This window comes from Pseudomonas fluorescens, from assembly GCF_001902145.1.
Lineage (GTDB): Bacteria > Pseudomonadota > Gammaproteobacteria > Pseudomonadales > Pseudomonadaceae > Aquipseudomonas > Aquipseudomonas fluorescens_BV.
On record NZ_MRST01000027.1, the window covers coordinates 342,010 to 362,765 of the forward strand.

16 protein-coding genes are annotated in these 20,756 nt (G+C 62.6%); 6 read left to right on the forward strand and 10 right to left on the reverse strand.

What is annotated here, in order from left to right; translation table 11 throughout:
* The first annotated feature begins 669 nt into the window (after nucleotides 1–669).
* Both BUE92_RS24490 and BUE92_RS24495 read left to right on the forward strand, forming a co-directional pair.
* Nucleotides 670–1,533, forward strand: a complete 864-nt coding sequence (locus BUE92_RS24490; RefSeq protein WP_073526797.1) for a LysR family transcriptional regulator — start codon at nucleotides 670–672, stop codon at nucleotides 1,531–1,533.
* A gap of 58 nt (nucleotides 1,534–1,591) precedes the next feature.
* On the forward strand, nucleotides 1,592–2,596 hold the full coding sequence (locus tag BUE92_RS24495) for a LacI family DNA-binding transcriptional regulator (RefSeq protein WP_073526798.1): 1,005 nt from the start codon (nucleotides 1,592–1,594) through the stop codon (nucleotides 2,594–2,596).
* Here BUE92_RS24495 and BUE92_RS24500 read toward each other — a convergent pair.
* The 6 genes from BUE92_RS24500 to BUE92_RS24525 form a co-directional block, all read right to left on the reverse strand.
* Nucleotides 2,593–3,318: an SDR family oxidoreductase gene (locus tag BUE92_RS24500; protein WP_073526799.1), complete on the reverse strand. Its 726-nt coding sequence runs from the start codon at nucleotides 3,316–3,318 to the stop codon at nucleotides 2,593–2,595. The two genes, BUE92_RS24495 and BUE92_RS24500, sit on opposite strands and share 4 nt — an antisense overlap.
* Nucleotides 3,319–3,457: 139 nt before the next feature.
* On the reverse strand, nucleotides 3,458–4,990 hold the full coding sequence (locus BUE92_RS24505) for an FGGY-family carbohydrate kinase (RefSeq protein WP_073526800.1): 1,533 nt from the start codon (nucleotides 4,988–4,990) through the stop codon (nucleotides 3,458–3,460).
* Between the two features lies 1 nt (nucleotide 4,991).
* Nucleotides 4,992–6,071, reverse strand: a complete 1,080-nt coding sequence (locus tag BUE92_RS24510; protein ID WP_073526801.1) for an alcohol dehydrogenase catalytic domain-containing protein — start codon at nucleotides 6,069–6,071, stop codon at nucleotides 4,992–4,994.
* Nucleotides 6,072–6,096: 25 nt separating this feature from the next.
* Nucleotides 6,097–7,089, reverse strand: a complete 993-nt coding sequence (locus tag BUE92_RS24515; protein WP_073526802.1) for an ABC transporter permease — start codon at nucleotides 7,087–7,089, stop codon at nucleotides 6,097–6,099.
* A complete protein-coding gene (locus BUE92_RS24520) occupies nucleotides 7,055–8,563 on the reverse strand; it encodes a sugar ABC transporter ATP-binding protein (RefSeq protein ID WP_073526803.1) in 1,509 nt (502 codons plus the stop codon). The genes BUE92_RS24515 and BUE92_RS24520 overlap by 35 nt, the downstream gene beginning before the upstream one ends.
* Before the next feature lie 63 nt (nucleotides 8,564–8,626).
* Complete coding sequence (locus BUE92_RS24525; RefSeq protein ID WP_014719049.1) at nucleotides 8,627–9,550, reverse strand: substrate-binding domain-containing protein; 924 nt, start codon at nucleotides 9,548–9,550, stop codon at nucleotides 8,627–8,629.
* 328 nt (nucleotides 9,551–9,878) lie between these two features.
* On the opposite strand from BUE92_RS24525, the gene BUE92_RS24530 reads away from it, so the two are divergent.
* Complete coding sequence (locus BUE92_RS24530; RefSeq protein WP_073526804.1) at nucleotides 9,879–10,583, forward strand: sterol desaturase family protein; 705 nt, start codon at nucleotides 9,879–9,881, stop codon at nucleotides 10,581–10,583.
* A 5-nt stretch (nucleotides 10,584–10,588) separates the two neighbouring features.
* Here BUE92_RS24530 and BUE92_RS24535 read toward each other — a convergent pair whose 3' ends face one another.
* The 4 genes from BUE92_RS24535 to BUE92_RS24550 all read right to left on the reverse strand — a co-directional run bounded on the left by BUE92_RS24535 (nucleotide 10,589) and on the right by BUE92_RS24550 (nucleotide 16,388).
* Nucleotides 10,589–12,034, reverse strand: coding sequence for a hypothetical protein (locus BUE92_RS24535; protein WP_073526805.1), 1,446 nt, complete (start codon nucleotides 12,032–12,034; stop codon nucleotides 10,589–10,591).
* Nucleotides 12,035–12,201: 167 nt separating this feature from the next.
* Nucleotides 12,202–13,266 carry a lipocalin-like domain-containing protein gene (locus tag BUE92_RS24540; RefSeq protein ID WP_073526806.1) on the reverse strand — a complete coding sequence of 355 codons (1,065 nt, stop codon included), beginning with the start codon at nucleotides 13,264–13,266 and terminating at the stop codon, nucleotides 12,202–12,204.
* Nucleotides 13,256–15,718 carry an ABC transporter permease gene (locus tag BUE92_RS24545; protein WP_073526807.1) on the reverse strand — a complete coding sequence of 821 codons (2,463 nt, stop codon included), beginning with the start codon at nucleotides 15,716–15,718 and terminating at the stop codon, nucleotides 13,256–13,258. Before BUE92_RS24545 ends, BUE92_RS24540 begins: the two co-directional genes overlap by 11 nt.
* A 1-nt stretch (nucleotide 15,719) precedes the next feature.
* Nucleotides 15,720–16,388 carry an ABC transporter ATP-binding protein gene (locus BUE92_RS24550; protein WP_073526808.1) on the reverse strand — a complete coding sequence of 223 codons (669 nt, stop codon included), beginning with the start codon at nucleotides 16,386–16,388 and terminating at the stop codon, nucleotides 15,720–15,722.
* A gap of 274 nt (nucleotides 16,389–16,662) precedes the next feature.
* On the opposite strand from BUE92_RS24550, the gene BUE92_RS24555 reads away from it, so the two are divergent.
* The 3 genes from BUE92_RS24555 to BUE92_RS24565 all read left to right on the forward strand — a co-directional run bounded on the left by BUE92_RS24555 (nucleotide 16,663) and on the right by BUE92_RS24565 (nucleotide 20,726).
* A complete protein-coding gene (locus BUE92_RS24555) occupies nucleotides 16,663–17,343 on the forward strand; it encodes a histidine phosphatase family protein (protein WP_073527214.1) in 681 nt (226 codons plus the stop codon).
* Between the two features lie 181 nt (nucleotides 17,344–17,524).
* Nucleotides 17,525–19,180 carry a lipid IV(A) 4-amino-4-deoxy-L-arabinosyltransferase gene (gene arnT / locus BUE92_RS24560; protein WP_073526809.1) on the forward strand — a complete coding sequence of 552 codons (1,656 nt, stop codon included), beginning with the start codon at nucleotides 17,525–17,527 and terminating at the stop codon, nucleotides 19,178–19,180.
* Nucleotides 19,181–19,208: 28 nt separating this feature from the next.
* Nucleotides 19,209–20,726, forward strand: coding sequence for an ArnT family glycosyltransferase (locus BUE92_RS24565; RefSeq protein WP_073526810.1), 1,518 nt, complete (start codon nucleotides 19,209–19,211; stop codon nucleotides 20,724–20,726).
* Nucleotides 20,727–20,756: the final 30 nt, after the last annotated feature.

The window sequence follows — 20,756 nt, forward strand, 5'->3', positions numbered from 1 at the left end:
GGTTTAGCCGCCCCGCGCCATGGATGGCGCGTGGCGGCGGCCCCCCAAATCACTGGCGGATTACGGGCACACCGAGCCTAGGCGAGGTGCCGAGTGGTGGGGCAAGAGCCCTTTGGTTACTTTGGGGCTTTTCCAAAGTGACCCGCCGTCAGGGCGGAACCCTAAGTGGCCGTTACCGCAGAAATGGATATGTACTCGGTATAACAGTGTCGCCTGTCAGGTCGTCATCGCAGGCAAGCCAGCTCCCACATTTGGACCGCGGGGCGTCAGGTCGATAGAGGTCGGCTGTCAGGCCGTCTTCGCAGGCAAGCCAGCTCCCACATTTGGACCGCGGGGCGTCAGGTCGATAGAGGTCGGCTGTCAGGCCGCCTTCGCAGGCAAGCCAGCTCCCACATTTGGACCGCGGGGCGTCAGGTCGATAGAGGTCGGCTGTCAGGCCGCCTTCGCAGGCAAGCCAGCTCCCACATTTGGACCGCGGGGCGTCAGGTCGATAGAGGTCGGCTGTCAGGCCGCCTTCGCAGGCAAGCCAGCTCCCACATTTGGACCGCGGGGCGTCAGGTCGATAGAGGTCGGCTGTCAGGCCGTCTTCGCAGGCAAGCCAGCTCCCACATGGATCGCATTCCAATCCTGCATCGCTCTACAATACCCCCATTCATCCCCGGGGGCTTCATGGACATCGAACTGGCACGCACCTTCCTCGAAATCACCCGCTGCGGCAGCCTGGCCGCAGCGGCCGAGAAACTGCACGTCACCCAGACCGCTATCACCGCTCGTGTCAAAAACCTCGAGAACCAACTCGGCTGCACGCTGTTCGTGCGCAACCGTGCCGGTGCGCGGCTGACCGCCGACGGCGAGGCCTTCGTGGTGTACGCCAACCAGTTGCTGCAAACCTGGGAAGCCGCCCGCCGTGACCTGCCATTGCCGGACGGCTATCGCAATGTCCTGCATATCGGCGGGGAGGTCAGCCTGTGCAACCCGTTGATGCTCGGCTGGGCCAAGGCGCTGCGCGAGCAGATACCGGGGCACGCGCTGCGTACCGAAGTGCGTGAAGGCGAGTACCTGCTGCGCCAACTGGAGCTGGGTGTGCTGGATGCCGCCTTGGTGTTCCAGCCGCAATACTGGCCGGGCTTGCAGGTGGAGCAGGTGCTGGAAGAAAAACTGATTCTGGTGCAACTGGCGAGCAAACCCTCGCCCTACGTGTATATCGACTGGGGCCAGGGTTTTCGCCAGCAACACGACGCCGCCCTGCCCGACCGTGCGCGTGCCGCGCTGAGTTTCAACCTGGGGCCGCTGGCGTTGCAGTACATCCTGGAGAATGGCGGGGCTGGCTACTTCCGCACGCGGGTGGTGCAGAGCTACCTGGACAGCGGCGTGATGCAGCGCGTGCCCAAGGCGCCGGAATTCAGCTTTCCGACCTACCTGGTGTATTCGCGGGCGCGGGATTCAGCGGTGTTGCAACAGGCCCTAGAGCTGCTGCGCGAGGTGGTGAAGGCCGAAGGCGACTGGTCGCAACGCTGGGACCCGCTGATTTGAATCACTCTACGCCTGCGCGCATGCTAGCCTGCTGGTGTTTCCCCTCGCAGCCTTACCGATGAACAAGAAAAAGTCCGTCACCATCAGCGACATTGCCAAACGGGTCGGCATGACCACCATTACAGTGTCCAGGGCCTTGAGCAAACCCGACCTGGTCAAACCCGCCACCCTGGCGCGCATCCTGGAAGTGGCACGCGAGCTGGACTACGTGCCCAACGCCTTCGCCCGTGGGCTCAAGCGCAGTGAAAGCCTGATCATCGGGGTCATCACCGCATCGGTAGACAACCCGTTCTACAGCGAGATGATCAAGGCGATTTCCCGCGAGGCGAAAAAGCACGGCTACACCATCATGCTGGTGGACACCGATGAGCTGGAAGAACTGGAAAGCAAGGCGGTCGATACTCTGCTGGGCTATCGCGTGGCCGGGATCATCCTGTCGCCGGTCTCCGACGAGCCGAGCTACCAGCCCGACTACCTGGAGCGCCTGGGCAACGGCAAGACCCCGGTGGTGCTGCTCGATCGCACGATCCACGACAGCCCGTTCAGCCGCGTGGTGCTCGACAACTACCACAGCGGCCTGCAAGCCGCGCACTACCTGTTACGCCAGACGCCGAACCTCAAGCGTCTGCTGGTACTGACCGGCCCCGAGCACTCGCGCATCAGCGTGGAGCGCCTCAAGGGCCTGCGGGAAGTGCTGGCAGAACATCCCGACATTCAGGTCCAAGTGCAGGCTGGCGACTACACGCTGATGCCGGCTTACCTGCATACCCTCGATTACCTGGCCGCACACTCGGCACCGGACGCGATCATGGGTTTCAACCAGTTGATTACCCTGGGCGCCCTGCGTGCGTTGCGCATGCACAACATCGCCCATGACAGCCTGACCATCTGCGGCATCGACCGCCTGCCCTTCGCCGATATCTTTGGCGTGCCCATCGCCTGCGTGGCCCATGACGCGTCCCTGGCCGGCAGCAGTGCCGTACGCCTGCTGCTCGACCGCCTGCAAGACCCGCACAAGCCACGGGACAAGGTGGTCATCGCCGGGCAGTTGGAGAACGGCTAGCGGCTGGTGTAGCCGCCGTCCACCGGCAGGCTGACGCCACTGATCATGCTCGCCGCATCGCTAAGCAAGAACAGCACCGGCAGCGCCACTTCCGCCGGTTGCGCAAAACGCCCCAACGGAATCGCAGCCAGCGCCGGGTCGCGCTTGGCCGGGTCGGACCAGGCCATGGCTGCCATCGGCGTCAAGGTCACGGTGGGGTTGACGCTGTTGACGCGTATGCCAAAACGGCCCCACTCGGCGCATTGCACGCGGGTGATCGCATCCAGTGCAGCCTTGGAGGCGCAGTAGCTCAGGTGATCGTCCAGCGCCACCAACGACGCCTGGCTGGAGACGTTGACGATGCTGCCGGCCATGTTCGCCTCGATCATCTTTGCCGCGACCCGGCTGGCCACTTGCGCAGCGGCGCGGGCGTTGACGCTCATGACCTGGTCGAAGGCGTTGGCGCTGATGGCAGCGGCGGGCTCCAGGCGTGAGATACCGGCGCAGTTGACCAGGCCGTGCAAGGGCGGCAAGTCTTGCAGGGCTTTGTCGAGCGCGATGCTGTCAGCGATGTCCACGCACAAGGTGTGGCAACCCAATGCCGCCAACGCCTGGGCGTCGCGACCGAGAGCGAAGACTTCAGCGCCGCTGGTGATCAGTTGCTGGGCAATTTCGCGACCGATGCCGCTGCTGGCACCGGTGACGAGGATGCGCTGGTGCGAGAAGTCGAAGGTGGTAGTCATAAATAAAGATCTCAAAACCAATGAAGACCCACTGTGGGAGCTGGCTTGCCTGCGATAGCGGAGTGCCAGTCTCCTTATCGGGTGCTGATACACCGCTATCGCAGGCAAGCCAGCTCCCACAGTTTTGGACAGTGTTGAATCAGGTAGCTTGCAGGTTGTGCATGACCGGTTTCAGAGCCGGGTACAGCTTCAGGTACTCGGCAAACGCTCGGTCATAGGTCATGACATTCTCCCGCTTGGGCTGCGCCCGCAATTGCAACTGCACCCAGCCGGTGTCCATCTGCCCATCACTCACCAACCCCACCGTATGTGCCGCCAGCAACGCCGCGCCCAGGGCCGCCTCCACCTCCTGCACAATGGTGTAGACCGGGTAGCGCGTGACATCGGCAATGATCTGCATCCACAGGTCCGAATGGCTCGCCCCGCCCACCACAATCAGGCGCGGGTCCAGGGAATGCGCGCCCTGGGTGCCCGCTTCGATATTGTGGCGCAGGGCAAAACTCACACCCTCCAGCACTGCGCGGTACAGGTGAACGCGACTGTGGTACAGGTTGAGCCCGACAAAACTGCCGCTGGCGCGGTCATCCCATACCGGGCTGCGCTCGCCCATCAGGTAAGGCAAAAACACCACGCCTTCGCTGCCTGCCGGAACCTTCATCGCGCTCTGCTCCAACAGTGCCAGGCTGTCTTGCCCCGTGGCCTGGGCCTGCTGTTCTTCGGCCTGGCAGAACTGCTCGCGAAACCAGCTGACCGAGGCCCCGGCGGTGATCGCACCGCCGAAGATGTACAGGTCGCGGTGGCCGTTGTACACGTGGGGCATGCTCACCAAACCGTGGCGTGCATCCACCTGTTGGTTCAGATAGCCCCAGCACATGCTGGTACCGATCATCGCCACATGGTTGCCCGGTTGGGTGACACCCGCGGCCAAGGTCGCCATGGCCGCGTCCACGCCACCGGCCAGGATGGGCGTGCCCGCCTGCAAGCCCAGGCGTGCGGCCCAATCTGCGCGCAAACCACCCACTACCTCACCGGAATACACCAACCGCTCGGGCATCATCGACTGCGCGATACCCAGCGCATCCAGCATCTCGCCTGACCAGTTGCGCGCCGCCACGTCGTACACACCGCCGATATTGCCGGCGCTGCTGTGGTCCACCGCCAACTCGCCGGTCAGGCACCAATTGATGTAGCTATTGGGCGGCAGCAGGTAGCGGGTATTCGCCCACACCTGGGGCTGGTGCTGCTTGAGCCAGAGCATCTTGGTGAAGCCGTAGTAGCTGTCCACCGAGTTGCCGGTGATGGCGAACAAGCGCTCCAGGTCCACCTGTTCACGCACCCAGGCCACCTGCTCGCCAGCGCGCCGGTCCATCCAGATCAGGCACGGGTGCAGCGGCGTCATCTGCGCATCCACGGCGATGCCCGAACCACCGTACAAACTGCTGATGCACAGCGCCTTGACCTGCGGCGCCGGCACCGCAGCCTTGGCCATGCACTGGGCCACGCAGGTCTGGACGGCATCCAGCCACACCTGCGGCCACTGCTCGGCCCAGCGCACTTTCGGGGTGCCCACCCGGTAGCCGTGGCTGTGCTGGGCGATGATCGTGCCCTGGGCATCCACCAGCAGCGCCTTGGTGCTCTGGGTGCCAATGTCTACACCGATGACGTAGTCCATCTCAGAGCACCGGCTTCAACAGCACCTTGATCGACTTGGTCGAATTGGCCAGTTCAAAAGCCTCGGCCCAGTCGTCCAGCGGGAAATCATGGGTGACGATGCCTTTGGAAGTGACCAGGCCACGCTCGAACAGGTCGATGGCGATCGGGTAGCAATACGGGCCCAGGTGCGCGCCGCGCACGTCGAGTTCCTTGCGGTCGCCGATGATCGACCAGTCCACGCTGGTCTCGGCGCCAAACACGCTGAACTCGACAAAGCGCCCCAGCTTGCGGATCAGGTCCAGGCCCTGGGTGACGCCGGCCGGTACGCCGGTGGTTTCGATATAGACGTCACAGCCGTAGTTGTCCGTCAGCCCGTTGATGATCTCGCGAGCGTTGTCACGGGCGGGGTTGATCACCACATCGGCGCCGAACTTTTTCGCCAGTTCCAGGCGCTCGTCGACCATGTCGATCACCACCAGTTTTTTCGGGGTCTTCAGCGCGGCGACCTGGACCATGCACAGGCCCAGGGTACCCGCGCCGGCAATCACCACCACGTCGTCGAGCTGGATATCGCCACGGTTGACGGTATGGATCGAGCAGGCCATCGGCTCCACCAGCGCCGAGTCTTCCAGGGACACCGACTCAGGGATCTTGTGCACGATGGCGGTCTTGGGAATGCGCATGTACTGGGCCATGCCGCCTTCGGCCACTTCGCGCTGGAAGCCGAAGATGTTGTGCACTTCGCACATCCAGTATTTGCCCGATTTGCAGAAGCGGCACTTGCCACACGGCACGATCTGTTCGGCGATGACCTTGTCACCCACCTTGACCTCAAAGTGCTCCTCGGCGCCCTCGCCGGCTTCGACCACGTAGCCGAAAAATTCGTGGCCCGGTACTACCGGCGCCTTGACCCAGGGGTTGTCGCCGCCCCAGAACATCGCCGCGCCCGAGTGGCACTTGCAGTCACTGGCGCAGATGCCGCAGGCGGCGATACGGATCACCAGCTCATTGGCACGCGCCTGGGGTTTGCCGATGCGCTCCAGGCGGTAATCTTTCGGGCCGTGGCAGACGACGGCTTGCATGTGAGTGTGCTTGTCCATGTGTTCGGTCCTGTGTGGTGAGGTATTAACGATGGCGCTGACGGCTGATGAAAATCGCCAGCAAGATGATCCCGCCCTTGATCACGCTCTGCACGTAAGGCGACACGCCAAGCATGTTCAAACCGTTGTTCAACACGCCCAGCAGCATGGCGCCGAGCAAGGTGCCGATGATCACTCCGCGGCCGCCGGCAATCGACGCGCCACCCAGTACCACGGCGGCAATCGCATCCAGCTCGAACGACACACCGGCATTCGGCTGGCCGCTCATCAAGCGCGAGGTGAGCACCAGCCCGGCAATCGCGGCGGTGAAGCCGCTGATGCCATACACCAGCAGCTTGAAACGCGCCGCTCGCACACCGGACAAGCGCACCGCTTCTTCATTGCCGCCGATGGCGTAGATGTAGCGGCCGATACGCGTGTGCTGCAGCAGCACATAGGCCGCGAGATAAGTGACCAGCATGATCAGGATCGGCACCTGCAGGCCAAACACACTGGCGCGACCGAAGAACGCGAACCACTCTGGCAAGCCGGAAATCGGGTAGCCGTCGGTGTACATCAGCCCGAACCCGCGCGCGATGCCCATGGTCGCCAGGGTCACGATGATCGGCGGCATATGCAGGTACGCCACGAACAGCCCGTTGCCGATGCCGAAGGCCACGCCCACCAGCAGCCCGGCGCCAATTGCCAGGCCCGGCGGCAACCCGGCGACCATCAGCCCGGCGGTCAAGGTGCCGGACAACGCCATCACCGGCCCCACCGACAAGTCGATGCCACCGGTGAGAATCACGCAGGTCATGCCCACCGCGATGATCGCGTTGATCGACACCTGGCGGGCGATGTTGGAGAGATTGCTGGCAGTGAGGAAGGTGTCACTGGCGAGGATCATCACCAGGGTCACCACCACCAGCCCGACAAAGGGATAAAACGCCGGCGAACGCAGCAGTCGCGCCAGGTTCAGGCGCAACCGGCCGGTGCCGGCGGTGTTAATGGACGTATTCACTTGAGCCCCCTGTTGCATGGCGCATGACCTCTTGAGGATTGACGGCGGACGCTTCCAGTACCTTGACGATCGCGCCCTTGTGGAACACGGCGACGCGGTCGCACATGCCGATGACTTCGGGCAGCTCGGAGGAAATCATGATGATGGCGTAGCCCTGTTCGGTGAGGCTGCGCATCAACGCGTAGATCTGCGCCTTGGCACCGACGTCGATGCCACGTGTGGGTTCGTCGAACACCAGCACGTCGCAGTGGTGGTTGATCCAGCGGGCGATCACAACTTTTTGCTGGTTGCCGCCGCTGAGGTTCACCACAAGGCTTTCGCCGCTGGGCGCCTTGATCGACAGCTGGCGCATCAGGGCTTCGACGCTGGCGCACTCGCGGGCCTTGTCAATCAGGCCCGAGGCGTTCTGATACTTGGGCAGGTTGTTCAGGGAGATGTTTTCGCGAATGCTGAAGGCGGTGATCAGCCCTTCGCTCTTGCGGCTTTCCGGAAGCAGGCCGATGCCGTGGGCCAGGGCTTGGGCCGGATCATCGAGGCTGACTTTTTCCCCGCGCAGCCACACGTCTTTGCTCACCGTGGGCAGCGCGCCCATCATGCCCAGGGCCAGTTCGGTGCGGCCCGAACCCACCAGGCCGGCGAAGCCCAGGATCTCGCCTTTGTGCAAACTGAAACGGTTGTGGGGGCCATTGCGCACCAGCTGGATGTCCTTGACCTCCAACAGCAAGGGGCCGCGTGCGGTAGTGGGTTTAGGCGGAAAACTGCACTCCAGGCGGCGGCCGACCATCATCTCGACCAGGTGATCGATATCGCTGTCAGCCACCTCGGTGACGCCTGCATTGCCGCCGTCGCGCAGTACGCTGATGCGGTCGCAGACCTGGAAAATCTCCTCCAGGTGGTGCGAGATAAAAATCACCGCCACGCCCTGGCGCTTGAGTTCGCGCATGATGTCGAACAGCAACTCGGCTTCACTGGGGGTCAGTGTCGCGGTCGGCTCATCGAGCACCAGCAGGCGTGCATCCAGGGCCAGGGCCTTGGCGATTTCGACAAACTGCTGCTCGGCCACGCTCAGGTGCTTGACCGCGCAGTGCAGGTCGATGCTGACCCCGAGGCGCTCGAACAACGCCTGCGCGGCCTCGGCCATTTCGTGCTTGCGCAACAGGCCGAAGCGGTTGCTCAGCTCATGGCCGAGGAAGATATTTTCTACCGCCGTGAGGTAGGGAATCAGGCTGAATTCCTGGAACACAATGCCAATCCCGGCGGCAATCGCATCCCGATAGGTCGCAAACTGTCGAGCCTGGCCATCAATCAAAATCTGCCCTTCGTCCTGATGTTCGACGCCACCGAGGATTTTCATCAGGGTCGATTTTCCCGCGCCATTTTCCCCGAGCAACGCGTGGATTTCGCCGCGCTCCACTTGCAGGTTGATGGCCTTGAGGGCCTGTACCCCCGGGTAACGCTTACAGATGTTTTCCAGCTTCAGAAGACTGCTCATACCGCCGACCTCACGCTCAGAAGGAAGACCTGGGCCCCACGAACTGCGTGGGGCCTGGGGGGTTTACCAGCTGAAATCCTTGGCCTTGGCCTGGTCGATCAGGGTGATGTCGACCGGCACGCTGGCCGGTACTTGGGCGCCCCACTTCTTGGCCAGGGCAATGCCCAGGGCGAGGCGGATCTGATCGCGGGGGTATTGGGCCGAGGTGGCGATGAAATGGCTGCCGGGTTTCTGGATCGCCTTGATCGCTTCCGGCGCGCCGTCGACGCTGACCAGCTTCACGTCCATGCCGCTGGCTTCGATGGCCGACAGTGCGCCGAGGGAGCCGTTGTCATTCACGCTGAAAATACCCTTGAGGGTGGGCTGGGCCTGCAACATGTTTTCGGTGACGGTCAGGGCCTGGTCACGCTCCTGCTTGCCGTTCTGGATGCTGACAATCTTGATGTCCGGGTGCTTGGCCACCGCCTCTTTGCAGCCGCGCACACGTTCGAGGATCGGCACCACGGCGATGCCGTCGAGGATGGCGATATTGCCTTTGTCACCAATGGTTTTTGCCAGGTACTCACAGGCCTGGAAACCGGCGTCGAAGTTCTTCGACCCCACGAACGAATCCAACGGACCATCCGCCTGGGCATCCACCGCCACCACTACGACGCCGGCAGCATGGGCTGACTTGACGGCCGATTGCACGCCGACCGAATCAGTGGGGTTGATCAGCAGGATATCGATGCCTTTTTGCAGCATGTCTTCGACGTCACTGACCTGCTTGGACACGTCGTGGCGGGCGTCGGTGATGATCAGCTTCGCACCGATGGTCGCGCCGGCTTCTTCCAGGGCGTTTTTCATGGTGACGAAATACGGGTTGTTGATTTCCTGGAACGAGGCGCCGATACGGATGGGCTTGGCAGCGTCGGCAAACGCGGGGGTCGCGCTGCCCAGGGTGATGCTTGCGGCCAGTAAACACAGGGTTTTTGGGAGCATTTTCATGGCGTGGGTCTCTGTTTTGTTTTTATTTTTAGAGCAAATGTTATCGTTAACATTTTGCCAGAAACTAACAAGTAATTCAGACCTGTGCAAGCCTCCACTGGTCGGTCTCGGGTAAAAATGTGGGAGCTGGCTTGCCCTCCTGCTGTAGGAGCGAGCTTGCTCGCGAAAAACTCACAGGCGCCGCGTTTATTCAGGAAGCCCGCGTTATCGTTGACATTTTCGCGAGCAAGCTCGCTCCTACAGGGGGCAAGGGTTGCCAGTAAAACTCGCACATCCGCCTAAGCCAACTAAGCTCAGCCTCAAATAAAAACACAGCGAGCAGCCGGCCATGTCCCATCCCACCGAGACCTTCCGCGCCCGTTACCGCGCGGGCGTCAACCGGCATTACAACCCCTGGCTGCACGCAGCGTTCGTGCTTGGCTATGGGATTGTCTGCATCACGCTGGCCTGGTCCTCCACCGCCGATATCACCGCCCTGCAGTGGCTGACTGTGCCCCTGACCCTGCTGTTCTTCAACCTGTGCATCTACCTCGTGCACCGCCACCTGGGCCATCACAAACATGCATTCGCCCGGCTGTTCTACGCACGCCACACTGGCGATCACCACAGCTTCTTCACCCCAGGTCACATGACCTACGACAGCCCCCGGGACTGGCGCGTCATCCTGTTTCCGGCCTGGCTGATCGTGCTGCACAGCCTGGCCATCACCCTCCCCGCCTGGTGGCTGCTCAGCCAACTGAGCCCCAACGTTGCCGGGCTGTTTGCCGGGTGCATGATCCTCGGCTACATGCTCTACGAAGTGTTCCACGCCTGTGAACATCTGCCTGCCGGACACCCGGTGGCGCGCCTGCCGTGGATTCGCCAGATGCACCGCCTGCATGCCTTGCATCACCGTCGCGAGCTGATGCAGGGGCGTAATTTCAATATCGTGCTGCCGCTGATGGACTATCTGTTTGGCACCTTGCATTGGGAGCCGGCGTCATCCCAAAAAAAGGGGCAGCCCAATGGACTGCCCCCTGCTTCACTCAAGTAAATCTATCAGCGCACGATGCGTTGGCTGCAGATATGACCCATGCTGACGGTCTGCACGATGTTGCCGCCTACCCCAACGCCCGGGAACTCTTTGAGCTCAATGCGCCAGCCCCCTTCGTTGAACCAGGTCTCCCAGTTGTAGGTCTGGCCCGACCCACTGTCCGGGTAGACCACACGGTAATCACCAGAGCAGGTGCCCAGGTCGACGTTACCCGAAGCTGCACCAGTGATGCCGGTCCTGGCCTCGTAGTTGGTGAAGTTGTAGGGGCCATTGAAGTGCTTATCGACCCTGAGGACCGGAGTGACACCCCGCAACGGCTCGCCTGTGCTGTCGGACCACTGGGTGCTCCAGCTCAGGCTCCGGGCCGCCTGGGTGGCCAGCTGCGCGATTGAACTGGGAATGCGCACCACGTTGTCGCCGTTCACGTTGTGCTGGTTCAGCCGTGGTGCCGAGCCCAGGGTCAACTTGTATTGCGCCTGGGGGTTGAGCGCCACGTCCGGGTTGGCACGCACGCGGACCTTGACGGTATAGCCTGGAGTCAGGCTTGGGTAAGTAGACGTCGTTTGCGGCGGGATCACTACCCATTTGGTGCCATCGAAGCGCTCGAAGATCCACTGGTTGCGCGTGCCCTCTTCGTCATCGCCGAGGAACATGCCCACCCCTTGACCACGCAACGAAGTGAAAGCGAAGTAATCGACATCATTGACAGTGTCGAGATTACCGGCCACCTGATTCAGCGCATCCGGCAGCACAAACGCGGTTTGCTCAGTGTCGTTGGGCTCGTAGGCATCAATGTTGCTATCCACCGCCACGCCGAAACTGAACTGCGCATTACTCGCGGTATTGGCCACCATGAACCAGTAGTAGTCACCCGCCGGCAACACGCCGTTGAGGTATTCATCGGCACTGCCAGGGTTATCAGAAGTGCCCAGTGGCGTCAGGTTACCCTGGCCGTCGTCGTGGAACAGGGTCAACGACATGTCCGTACCGGCGCTCTGGTTCAGCAGCTGCACCTGGATTCGCGAGTTTTTCGGCAGGTTGAAGTGATAAGCGATTTGCGCGCCGGTCTCCACCCCGGTAAGGGTGTAAAGGGTATTGATATCCAGGGTCGGAAACAGCGGCGTGAATGCAGCAATTGCAGACTGCTTCGCTTGCGCCGGATCAGGTTTTTGCAACGCCTGGACCTTAGTGTCAATCGCCACGTTGCTGGCGACTGCTTTGCTCTTGACGACTTTGGGCTGGCCGCCCTTGGCCGCATTGAGCTTTTGCTTGAGCGCGTCCGAAACGGTGGCCGTCTCCAGCGTGCCGCCAGGTTTCAACGCTTTATCCACGGCCTGCTTGACCGTCTGCGCGCTGAGTTTTGCCGGGGTTTGCTCGGCCAGGGCAAAGGCCGAAACGAAGCAAGAGGCCGTCATGGCCGCGCCCAGAATGAAGGCTTTTTTCGATTTCATTTTTTATCCATCCATAGTTAAAAAATTGAAGCTCAGGTAACCGGTGACATCCGGTCACCTGGGATGGACTGTAGGACAAGACTGTATGCATGTACAGTTCTTTTTGAAGAATCTGTGGGAGTATTACCCGGCGAGTCGTAGGACAAAATTAACTTAGCTGTAGTCTCCTAGTACCCCGTCATCTCCAAATACCCCACCCCACCCTCAAACCGCACGGGCCCTTCCCAGTAGGGAATACCCAGGTCCATCCACGCCTTCGGATTGACGGCCTCGGTGGTGATATCCAGGTGTTTGCCGGGAATTTTCAGCGACCAGCGTGTGGGAATGCTGCGCCCGTCGATGGCCGTGGTGGTCAGTGGTGTCAGTTGGATGTCGCTGTTGTGCAGGGTCTCGGTGTCGCCTTGGGCGTCGATCCAGGTGCCGGTGAGGTAACCGTCGCTGTCTTTCTGCCGCACGCGAAACAGCATCAGCTGCGCGCCGCGGTCCAGGTGCAGGGAGAACCAGTCCCAGCCGGTCTGGCTGGCGGCCAGGGGTTGGCTGCTCCACTCGCGGTCGAGCCAGGCTGGCCCGCTGACCTGGTAGGTGTGGCCGTCGAGGCTGACGCTGCCGCTGGCGGTGAAAAACGGCTGGCTGTAGTAGTACGACGCCTGGCCCTGGTCGGATTTGCGGCTGTAGCCATGGTCGCCTTGCAGCACCAGCGGGCGGCTGGAGGTCAGGTGCAGATCGTAGGCAAATTGCGCGCCACTGGCTTTGAGTTGCATGTCGGCCAAGGGGCTGGCGGCGCCGGGGCGGCTGGCGAAGTTCCAGTCGTCGATCCAGGCATTGAACGGCAGCGCCTGGGCTCCGGCCTGGCCGACGCCCCCCCGGGCCAAACGTTCGGCGGCGTAGTGGCGGCTGGCCGAGGTGACGGCGGCGTGCCCGAGCCACACGGTTGAATCGCGCCAGCCCGGTTCAACAGGGCCAGCCTTCAACGCGTTGCGAAACAGCGTCCATTGCACGCCAAAGACATTGCCCTGGGCATCCTTGAGGTTGGCCGTGACGTACCACCATTCGATACGAAAGCCGTCATGGGGCCCGTGATCCTCGGGGAAGTTGAAGACTTTGCCGGGCACCACCTGGGCAAAGTCCGCCGCATCGCTGCCCAGCCCGGCGAAACTGTCCTCGGGTGCGGGCGCCTGGTCGCACCCGCTCAACAGTAACCAGGCGATGCACGCCAATGCCTTAATCTTCATGGGCGAACGTCCTCAACAAATCCGCCGGGCGGCTGCGGTACAACTGCCATAAGGGCCAGGCCGACGCCAGCAACGTGGCAAGCATCGCCAGCCCCAGCAATTGCGCAAGCTGCCCGGGGAATACCTGCAGCGGCAGGCGCCAGCCGAAGGCCTGCACGTTGATCACCGCATCCAGGCACCACGCCAGCAGCAGCCCCAGCGGCAACGCCAGGATCAACGTGAGTACCGCCAGCAGCCAGGTCTGGCCGAGGTTGAGCAGCATCAATTGTCGGCGCGTCACGCCCAGCGCCCACAACGGCGCGAGTTGGCCGAGGCGGCTTTGGCTCTGGGTCAGCAGGCTGATGAACAACGCCACGCCGGCGACGCCAAGGGTCAGGCTGTTCAACGCGGCGGTGGCAGCGAAGGTGCGTTCGAAGACCTGGCTGGACCAGCCCTTGAGTTGCTGTTGGTCGACGATGCGGCTGTCTTCCAGGGCGAACTCACGCTGCACTTCACGTATCAGCGGCGGCACGTCGGCTGGCGCCACCCGCAGGTTGAAGCGTGCCGGTGAGAGCGTCGGCCAATGCGCCAACAGATGCCGGGCATTGACCAGCAGATGGCCCTTGGGGTTGCCGTAATCGGCATAGATGCCGACGATCTTTGGCGCCCAGGTGCCCTGCGGGGTGGGGATGGAAACCGTATCGCCCAGTTGCACCTTCAGGCGGCGCGCCAGTTGTTCGCTGAGCATCAGGCTGTCGTCTTGCAGCAAGCGGTCCCAGGGTGCGCTTGTCGCTTCCAGCAGCGGCCAATGCTGGCGATAAGTAGGGTCGTCGACCACGCCGAACACCTCTGCGGGCCAGCCTTGCAGTTGCACCGACACCTGCCAGGCGGGCAATACGGCCTGCACCAGGGGTTGGCGGGTCAACCATGCTTTCAGTTGCTCGGCCTGCTGCGGATTTTGCGGGTTGAGGTACAGCTCGGCGGTGAGGCGTTGCTCCAGCCAATGGGTGAAGGTCTGGCGAAAGCCCGAGGTCATGGAGCCGGCGCCGATATTCGCCGCCAGGGCCAACAGCAACGCCATCAGCGCCAGGCTCAAGGCCGGCAGTTGCTGGCGGCAATCGGCCAGGAACCACTGGCCCAGCACCGAGCGACTACGCCCCAGCACCGCTTTCAATAACCCGTTGAGCAGCACCGGTAACGCCAACGCCGCGCCCAACAGCAAGGCCGCCATCAGCACAAACCCGGCGGCCAGGCTATCGCCCAGCCACAGCGCCAGCACCGCGATCGCCAGGGCCGCGGACGCCACCCACCCCTGGCGCCGCAGCCAGCGCCCATGGGCTTGATGCCAGGCCTGGGCGTTGGCCAGCGCCAGTAACGGCAAACGCGCTGCGCGCCACAGGCTGCTGGCCCCGGCGAGCAACGCGCCGAGCAGGCTCACACCCAGGCCGGCCAACCACCACCAGGGGCTCAAGTTCAATTGGCCGGCGACTTCAGCGCCGTACAGGCCGCGCAAACTGGCGGCGACATCCGGCAGCAACAGGCTGGCCAGCAGGTAACCGCTGGCAATACCGAGCACACCGCTCAACACCGCCAAAGCGCCCAATTCGAGGCCCAGGCTCAGGATCAACATGCGTGCGCTGACCCCACAGGCGCGCAAGGTTCGCAGCAGGCCACGGCGCTGTTCCAGGGCCAGGCCGATGGCCGCATGCACGATAAACAGCCCCACCACAAAGGATAAAAAACCTACCGCATCCAGGTTCAGGTGAAAGCTTTCGGTGAGGCGTGACAGGCTGCTGTCCTCGCCCTGCTTGAGTTGCAACGCGGCGGGTGGCGTGGGGTGGCGGGCGGCGAAGGTGTTGTCCAACAGTAGGCGCGACAGGCGCCCGGGCATGTTGAGCAGGGGTTGGGCAAAACCGATATCGGTCAGCAGCAGGCCGGGCGCCATATCGGCCTGTACCTGCAACGGTGGCAGGCGTTGCCCGGTGGACGTCAGCGGCTGCTCGCCCGCCTGCAACCCCAGCGCCTCTAACGTTTGCGCAGCGACCCAGGTACGCCCCGGCGGCTCGAAAAACGCCAGCATCTGCGCCTGGCTCAAGCGTTGCCCCGCCACGCTGCCGCTGCCAGGCAACGACACCGGGTCGATGCCCATCAGTTGCAGACGCTGTTGCTCACGCCCCTGGAGCACTACCCGCCCCTGCACCACCGGGGATACCGGCCAGCCGGCGCGGCGCAGCTCGGCAAACAGTGCCTGGGGGAAACTGGCGGCGTCCGGAGCAACCAGGCTGGCTTGGGGTTCGCCACCGATCAATTGGCTGGCGCGTGCGTAGCTGTCCCGCGCCTGGCTGTTGAGGGCCTGCACACCGGTCAGGAGCGCGGTGGCCAGCCACAGGCCGGTGAGCACGCTGAAAAACTGCACCGGATGACGCCGCCAGTGGCTCAGCAACGCGCGCAGCGTCCAGTAGAACAGCGCCATCTCAGCGAGCGTCCATCGGTACGACACGCCCACGGTGCAGCACCACTTGCCGGTCAAGCCGTGTGGCCAGGCGCGGGCTGTGGGTGACCATCAGCAGGCTGGTGGGGCTGTCCCGCAGCAGGTCCAACAGCAGTTGCAGCACTTCATCGCTGGTGGCTTCGTCGAGGTTGCCGGTGGGTTCATCGGCCAGTAACAAACCCGGTCGAGAGGCCAGCGCCCGCCCGACGGCAACGCGTTGCTGCTGGCCACCGGAGAGTTGCTCGGGGTAACGCCGGAGCAAGTCGCCCAACCCCAGGCGCTCCACCAATTGCGCTTGCCAGTGCGGGTCGAAACGCCCCGCCAGCCGCGCCTGGAACGCCAGGTTGTCTTCTACGCGCAAGCTGCCGATGAGGTTGAACTGCTGGAAGACCAGACCGATTTGCGTGCGGCGCCAATGGGCCAGTTGCCCTTCGTTGAGTTGGTCAAGGCGCTGCTCGCCGATGCGGATGCTGCCGCCGTCCACTCGGTCCAGCCCGGCCACCAGGTGCAGCAAGGTGCTTTTGCCGCTGCCCGATTCGCCCATCAGCGCCAGGCTGCTGCGCTCACCCAGGTGCAGGTCGACGCCGGCCAGGACGGTCAGCGGGCCTTGCGGGGTCGCGTAGTTTTTAACAACACCTTGCACCTGCAACATAAGAACGCTCATCTGAAGGACCAGCAATGAGAATAACGGCTGACGCTCCTGCCCACGCAAATTTTTCACATGGATTTCACCGTCTGCCCATCCACCGAACTTTAAAGTGCCCGCCAACTCGTGGTAACTCACAACTTATTAGTTAATCCAAGTGACACTCTTAACATGCAAGTGTTCAGCGAAAAGACAGCAGTGCTGTGACAGTCTCCTGCCTCACCAAGGGCAACTGCCCAGTCGTGCAGCCTTTTTATAAACACAATAAACAGTGCCGAGGATAAACCGCATGGCAGACATGATCCTGGCCAACCCCCAACCCAAAAGGTCAAGGTTAAAACGCCTGCGAAAATACCGCCTGCACCTGCTTGGCATCAGCGTTACCGCCTTGTTGTTGGCGGGCTTTTTATTCTGGCCCAGCTCGCCCCTGGACCTGGGCGTGGGCAATCGCCTGGTGACCTCCGGGGTGCTCGCCAGTTGGCGCCAGGGTGAGCTGGTGGTGCTGGTGCGCCATGAAGAGCGCTGCGACCGCTCGACCAACCCCTGCTTCGGCCCTGCCGATGGCCTGACCATCAACGGCACTGAACGCGCCGTCGAACTGGGCAAAGCCTTTGATTCATTGGGCATGGCTCTGACCGACGTGCTCAGCAGCCCCACCACGCGAACCGCCCAGACCTCACTGTTCATGTTCGGCAAGACCGAGCTGTCCCCCGGCCCGCTGGCCATTTGCGGCGACGCCATGGGCGATGAAATCCTCGGCCACAAACAGCCGGGGCGCAACTTGATGCTGATCACCCACAGCGCCTGCATGAGCGACTTCCAGACCAGCCTGGGCTTCCCTCACGCAGCCGCTGCAGAGTACGGCAGCGCACTGTTCGTCAAGGTGCTGCCCAATGGCACCTTCAAGGCCATGGGCACAATGAACAGCGAAGAGTGGAGCGCCGCACTCAAACAACTTTAATTACACTTGTTTACATATTGAGCCGTGAGACGTTCAGCAAAACGACAGCCCCACTCTGGCATGTTTAGCCGCGCCTGTTAGTTATGCTCCCCTACAACAACTTAGTGACCCTTACGATGCTTCGCCCTATTAACTTAATACCGCCACTGCCCGTACTTGAACGTTATGGAGCGATGTGCGCATGACCCGCATAAATCCTTTGTCCTGGCTATTGCTGGGCATTGCCGTGTTCTTTCTGTTGCCCCTGGGCTTTCACGGTTTATGGACGCCGGACGAAACCCGCTACGCCCAGGTCAGCCAGGAAATGCTGATGAGCGGTAACTGGGTGGCGCCGCACTTCATGGGCGTGCGTTATTTCGAGAAGCCCGCCGCCGGCTATTGGCTGATCGCCCTCGGCCAGGCGGTGTTCGGTGAAAACCTGTTCGGTGTGCGCATCGCCTCGGTCCTGAGCACAGGCCTGAGCGTGGTGCTGGCCTACCTGCTCGCCCGTCGTTTGTGGAGCGACCCACGCAAGAGCTTTGCCTGCGCCCTGCTCTACATGAGCTTCGGCCTGGTGGCCGGGCAAGCCGGGTATGCCAACCTCGACCCGCAATTCACCCTGTGGGTGAACCTGAGCCTGGTGGCGTTGTGGTTTGCCCTGGACTGCCGCACGTCATGGGAACGCCTGGGTGCCTGGGCAGTGTTGGGCGTGGCCTGCGCCATGGGGTTCATGACCAAGGGGTTCCTGGCCTGGCTGTTGCCGGTCTTGATCGCCGTGCCCTACCTGGTCTGGCAGCGTCGCGTCGGTGAGTTGATGCGCTACGGGCCGCTGGCGGTGCTGGTTGCCGTGCTGGTGTGCCTGCCATGGGCCCTGGCGATCCACCTGCGGGAACCGGATTACTGGCCTTTCTTTTTCTGGCATGAGCACATCCGCCGCTTTGCCGCCGACAACGCACAACATGCGCGGCCGCTGTGGTTCTTCCTGCCAATCATGGTGGTGGCGTGCCTGCCATGGGCTGCCTTGTTACCTGGCACCCTGCTCAAGACCTGGCAGGAAAAGCGCCAACCGGCGATTGCCTTTCTCGCCCTGTGGCTGCTGCTACCCCTGGGCTTTTTCAGCCTGAGCAAAGGCAAATTGCCGACCTACATCATGCCGTGCCTGTTGCCCCTGGCCTTGTTGATGGGCCACGGTTTGATCGACCTGATCAAGCAAGGCAAGGCGCGCACGCTAGTCGTCAACGGCGCGCTCAATTTCGTACTTGGCATGACGGCCATGGTGGCGCTGATCTACCTGCAAATCACCCGCCCGCTGTACGGCAATAGCCATGCGCAGATGTTCAACCTGTCGCTGACGTTTATCGTGCTGCTGGGCTGGATCCTCGCCAACCTGCTGCAAGCGGTGCGCCCGCTGACGTTGTGGGCGATGCCCGCCCTGGGCATTGGCTTGCTGGTGGCACTGCTGCCGGCGGGCATGCCGGCCCTGATCGAAGATAACGAGATGCCCGACCAGTTCGTGCTGGAACATCTGGACGAACTGCAACCTACCCGTGCTTTGCTGAGCAATGACCTGGGCCTGGCATCGGCCTTGACCTGGCGCCTGCGCCGGCCCGACGTGGCGTTTTATAACACCCAGGGCGAGCTGCGCTACGGCTTGAACTACGAAGACGCGGCACAGCGCAAGATCACGCCGGACAGCGTCCAGGCCTGGCTGGCCGAGGCCCGCCAACACGGGTCGGTCGGCGTGCTGATGCAGGTCAAGAGCACCAGCGAACACCGCGAAGAAGGGCAACTGCCTCCCGGCGGCAAACGCTATCGCAAGGGCAATCTGGTGCTGACAATTTACCCCCGACAACCTTGAATGCAGCGCCTGCCACAGGGACCATCCCATGAGCTTCTGGAAAACCGAACGCGGCGCCCTGGTGTTACTGCTGGGCACCTCGGCCTTGCTGCTCTTGCTGGGCCTGGGCAGCCGCGACCTGTGGGGGCCGGAAACGCGCTGGGCGAATATCGCCTTGCAGATGCTGCAAAGCGGTGACTATTTCGACCCGTATCTCAAAGGCACGCCGTATTACGACAAACCCCTGCCCTCCTACTGGCTGATCACCGGGTTTGCCCACCTGCTGGGCGGCCTTGGCCCGTGGTCGCTGCGCCTGTCCTCGGTGATAGCCGCGTGGTTGAGCATCTGGCTGGTGTACCTGATCGGTGAACGCCTGTTTCGCAAAGGCACCGGGCTGATCGCCGGGTGGATGCTCGCCACCACCTTCTACTTCCTGTTCTGGGCCCGCGTGGCCACCGCCGATGTCCTCACCGTGTGCGGCGTGCTGGCGGCGGTGTGGTGGTATTGGCGCGGGCCGGATGACATGCGGTTGGGGCGCTACACGGTGTTTTTCCTGTTGCTGGCCGCCACCTCGCTGTTCAAGGGGTTGATCGGTGTGGTGCTGCCGGGCCTGGTGCTGTTGCCACACTTGCTCAGCGAACACCGCTACAAGCGCCACCTCAACCTGCGTCTGGTGCTGGCCCTGCTCATCGCAGGCATCGTGTACGCGATTCCCTTTGTGCTGCCACACCGCTACGGCGCCCCCACTTACGGCGAGAGCGGCCTGGCATTGGTGTTCCGGGAAAACGTGGTGCGCTTCTTCGACCCGTTCGACCATATGGGGCCGATCTATACCTACCTGATCTACCTGCCGGTCTACACCCTGCCCTGGACACCGTGCTGGATACTTGGCCTGTGGCTGGCCGTGCGCAACTGGCGCAGGGCGCCGCCCAACGTACGCTGGCTGGTGTGGGGCCTGGGCCTGTTGTTTGTATTCTTCACCGCCAGCGGCAGCCGCCGCAGCTACTACGTGTTGCCGCTGGTGCCCTTTGCCCAACTGCTCGCCGCCTGGTGGCTGGGTGAACGCCTGCGCAAAAAATCTTCGAGCTGGCCGCGCTGGCAAACAGGCTTTGGCCTCAGCGCAGGCCTGCTCTTGCTGGTGCTGGGCGTGATCTACCCCTGGACCAACGGCAACGGCGGCGTCACCCGCTTCGCCGCCGACCTGCAAGCCCAGGCAGAAAAAAGCGCGCCCTGGAACCAATGGCAACTGGTGCTGGTAGAGGTCGACAACAAACTGCCCATGTCCCTGCAAAACCACGGCAAACCTTTCTACTACGTCAGCGAAAGCCAGGACTTCCCGCGCCAGGGCAACAGCGCCGCGTTCATGGCCTGGCTGGAAAAAACCAGCGGCCAGGGGTTTGATCCGCAACGCACGATTATCGTCACGCAGTATTCCAAGGACGAGCCGACACCGTTGGCGTTTCTGGGGGTGGATCATCAGGTGGTGACAAGCCAGCCGGATAATGGGGAGCGGTTGTTCAAGAAGCGTGAGGGAGGGAGTGTGGCGTTTGTTCCGGGGATACGCTGAGGCGAAGCAGCAACTCGGCTTGCGTAGGCT

Excerpts from the sequence above, each read along its gene's own strand:
- BUE92_RS24490 (WP_073526797.1), top strand. The coding sequence starts at position 670 with ATGGACATCGAACTGGCACGCACCTTCCTCGAAATCACCCGCTGCGGC.
- BUE92_RS24495 (WP_073526798.1), top strand. The coding sequence starts at position 1,592 with ATGAACAAGAAAAAGTCCGTCACCATCAGCGACATTGCCAAACGGGTC.
- BUE92_RS24500 (WP_073526799.1), bottom strand. The coding sequence starts at position 3,318 with ATGACTACCACCTTCGACTTCTCGCACCAGCGCATCCTCGTCACCGGT.
- BUE92_RS24505 (WP_073526800.1), bottom strand. The coding sequence starts at position 4,990 with ATGGACTACGTCATCGGTGTAGACATTGGCACCCAGAGCACCAAGGCG.
- BUE92_RS24510 (WP_073526801.1), bottom strand. The coding sequence starts at position 6,071 with ATGGACAAGCACACTCACATGCAAGCCGTCGTCTGCCACGGCCCGAAA.
- BUE92_RS24515 (WP_073526802.1), bottom strand. The coding sequence starts at position 7,089 with ATGCAACAGGGGGCTCAAGTGAATACGTCCATTAACACCGCCGGCACC.
- BUE92_RS24520 (WP_073526803.1), bottom strand. The coding sequence starts at position 8,563 with ATGAGCAGTCTTCTGAAGCTGGAAAACATCTGTAAGCGTTACCCGGGG.
- BUE92_RS24525 (WP_014719049.1), bottom strand. The coding sequence starts at position 9,550 with ATGAAAATGCTCCCAAAAACCCTGTGTTTACTGGCCGCAAGCATCACC.
- BUE92_RS24530 (WP_073526804.1), top strand. The coding sequence starts at position 9,879 with ATGTCCCATCCCACCGAGACCTTCCGCGCCCGTTACCGCGCGGGCGTC.
- BUE92_RS24535 (WP_073526805.1), bottom strand. The coding sequence starts at position 12,034 with ATGAAATCGAAAAAAGCCTTCATTCTGGGCGCGGCCATGACGGCCTCT.
- BUE92_RS24540 (WP_073526806.1), bottom strand. The coding sequence starts at position 13,266 with ATGAAGATTAAGGCATTGGCGTGCATCGCCTGGTTACTGTTGAGCGGG.
- BUE92_RS24545 (WP_073526807.1), bottom strand. The coding sequence starts at position 15,718 with ATGGCGCTGTTCTACTGGACGCTGCGCGCGTTGCTGAGCCACTGGCGG.
- BUE92_RS24550 (WP_073526808.1), bottom strand. The coding sequence starts at position 16,388 with ATGTTGCAGGTGCAAGGTGTTGTTAAAAACTACGCGACCCCGCAAGGC.
- arnT (WP_073526809.1), top strand. The coding sequence starts at position 17,525 with ATGACCCGCATAAATCCTTTGTCCTGGCTATTGCTGGGCATTGCCGTG.
- BUE92_RS24565 (WP_073526810.1), top strand. The coding sequence starts at position 19,209 with ATGAGCTTCTGGAAAACCGAACGCGGCGCCCTGGTGTTACTGCTGGGC.